Source organism: Yoonia sp. R2-816, from assembly GCF_046762905.1.
Lineage (GTDB): Bacteria > Pseudomonadota > Alphaproteobacteria > Rhodobacterales > Rhodobacteraceae > Yoonia.
This window is the reverse complement of sequence record NZ_JBKQXN010000026.1, coordinates 1-2,639: the sequence shown is the minus strand read 5'-3', so window position 1 is coordinate 2,639 and position 2,639 is coordinate 1. Positions and strand designations below refer to the sequence as shown.

Annotated in this window: 4 protein-coding genes; all 4 read right to left on the bottom strand. The window is 59.6% G+C overall.

The genetic code is table 11. From position 1 onward, the window contains the following. The coding region (locus tag ACFWW2_RS00390) for a DUF4172 domain-containing protein (protein WP_393925384.1) at positions 1-266 on the bottom strand (266 nt) is incomplete at its 3' end. 178 nt (positions 267-444) lie between these two features. Next, on the bottom strand, positions 445-1,074 hold the full coding sequence (scpB, locus tag ACFWW2_RS00385; protein WP_393925383.1) for an SMC-Scp complex subunit ScpB: 630 nt from the start codon (positions 1,072-1,074) through the stop codon (positions 445-447). Further along, entirely contained in the window at positions 1,071-2,024 is a 954-nt protein-coding gene (locus ACFWW2_RS00380; protein WP_393925382.1) for a DUF1403 family protein, read from the bottom strand. The genes scpB and ACFWW2_RS00380 overlap by 4 nt, the downstream gene beginning before the upstream one ends. 231 nt (positions 2,025-2,255) lie before the next feature. Beyond that, a partial coding sequence (locus tag ACFWW2_RS00375; protein WP_393925381.1) for a hypothetical protein occupies positions 2,256-2,639 on the bottom strand: 384 nt, incomplete at its 5' end.

The window sequence follows — 2,639 nt, the reverse complement described above, 5'->3', positions numbered from 1 at the left end:
TAGCTGTCGGGTTCTAATCCGAGATGTCTGCGCAGCGAGGATTGCACACTGCGCCGGTCCAGCATCTCGCCTTCAATGGCGCTGGTTTTCATGGCTTCATCGCTCAGCAGGTCGATGCGGAGTTGATCACGTTCTGACGGGTTGACATGGTGGACGGCACCCAGAACTTCGCCCGACGACATCAGGAAGCGCTGCTCGAGTGGCGCAAGCTCTGCATCGTCATACCGGAAATCCGGCCAACCGGATATCTGCCAGTTCCATGCCATGAGTTATAGAATTCCTTCCTATAACTCACGTAATGAGCATTTTTGAGCTATAGAAGTCAATCCTATAACTCAAACACGTGCAAACACACGTAAACTCTACTGTGCATTTGTACGGAAAACCTGCTCTTACCTCCGACTGTTTGAAAGTCAAAGCCCGACCAATTGAAAGCGACGAGCCTCAGACCCGCGCTGTCCGCGTCGCCTCATCTGCGTTTCCAACAGCCAAATCCAACTCGGGCAAGTCCCGCAATGTCGGCAAATCAAACGTCGTCAGAAACTTCGCCGTCGTCACGAATGTGTGCGGTGCGCCGGGCCGCGGTGACCGGGGCCCGCTGGTGATCAGGTCCTTGTAGCGCAGCCGGGCGAGCAGGTCGCGGCTGACCTCCTTGCCAAAGATGTCAGCGAGGCCCGTCCGATCGATCGGCTGGTGATAGGCGATGGCGCAGAGCACACCCATTTCCATTTCAGTGAAGGCCAGCGATTGCTCTCCGAGATCGGCCGCCGCCTTGATCGCATCGGCAAACTGCGCCCGAGTGCGGAACATCCAGCCGCCGGCCACTTGGGCCAGTTCGTAAGGACGACCCGTCAGCTCGGCCTGGACGTCCTCGATCAGCATCTCCACCGAGGCCCCCTGCCCCACCACGAGGGCCAGATCCTCGCGCTTAACCGGCGACGCGCTGGCAAAGAGCACCGCCTCGACCCGCCCCATCCACTCGCGCCAGCGCAGCTCCTGTGGCAGGTCGTCGAGTTCCCGGTCAAAGACGTCGCTCTCTTCCGACGGGTTCCGTTTCTTGGTGGCGGTCGTCATGGCGCGATACCGTAGAGGCGGAAGGTCAGCCGCCCGGTCAATTCCCGCGCCACTCCAAGCTCGACAAGCCGGTCGCAAAACCGCCGCGCGGCGCGAGAGGTCATCGGCATGTTGGTGCCCCGGATACGCGGCGAGAGCATCGAGGCCGGCGCCACGGCATCCTCGGTCAGAAACAGATCAACTGCCGCGTCCGATCCTTTCGCGCGCAGCTTTGGCGCAATGACCCGCAGCGCATCGGCGTGGCGGGCCAGATCGCGTGCCAACCTGATGGTCTCTTCGAAACTCTCCAAAATCTGTGCTTGAACTGCCAAGTCGGCCCCCTGCCCGTTCGCCGTCAGGTTGCGCAGCGCGGCCTTTGGCAGCCGCTGCGACGTGACCGGCAAAACCGTCTTCCAGTTCAAAGCCCGCGCCAAGACAATATCCGAGAGCAGGCAGGCAACCCGTTCCGCCCGGTCGTCGACCTCAAGCACGGCCTGCAGGACGGCCACGCAGCCCGCCAGCGGTCCATGGGTTCGGGCCCGGTCTTGTCCCGCATCCAACCAGACACCCACCTCGCCCACGAAGTCGGCACTGATCAGGTCGGCGATTTCGCCAGTCCCGCCTGCCTGCAGGCGCGCTGCCGCACGCCAGAACGCCAGGAGATCGCCATCCGGACCCCGCGCCTCACCGGCGGGAGCCAAGTGGTAAGCGTCGCGGATATCCGCCACCAGCGCCATCCGCCCTTCCAATTTCGAGGTCGCGGTTGCGGCGCTCAGCGCCAGCCGATTCGCCAGCAGTTTCATCGGGACGCCATGCCGCGCATTGCCGACGAGCTGGTCGAGCACGGTCAGCGCAGCCCCTGACCGAAAGGCCACAGTTTCAAGGGTTTCCGCATATCCGGACGTGACCCAGGCGGGCAGGTGCGGTAAGTTGTTTGAGTGGTCGTCGATAGCTGTTGGCTGGTAGGTCATGCCACAAGACTATCGCACGGCGGCGCTTTCCGCTACCATATAGTGTAGAAACCGCCCCACCTTACAGGTCTTTTCTATGTCCAATAATGTTGCATTATCGGACATATTTGAGGTAGGCTCAGAAACATGAGTGAAACTGTCACTGTACCCTAATTAATCAGATTCCGCGGATTGGACGCTTTTTCGGCAGTTTCTGTACCCTTAATTACAATATATCCACAGGGCATCAAATCATCGCATGACACAGCTTTCGCGCTCCCAGATCGCATCGGCTCGTGACAGAAGTGCTTGACGATCTGCATGAGGCCCCAGTTCCGAGATGGCCTGTCGCGCTGCGGCAATTGCACTCTCCGATACTTTCGGTCGTCTCGGTTGATGTGTTCGTTTTTCAGGCACAGATTGATTTTGTGTCCGTCTAGGAAGCCGCCGCTCCAAGTCGATCGACAACTGACCAATCTTATCGACTACACGTCTGTGTGTAATCGGCGGAGCAATACTCGGCCACGGTAGCGGCGGCGTTGTGTTGTCGCGGGCGGCGTAAAAGTCGGCCACTTTTGCCCTTTCATTTGATGGGAGGGCATGGGGATATTCACCGTGGAATTGTATTTGAAGGTT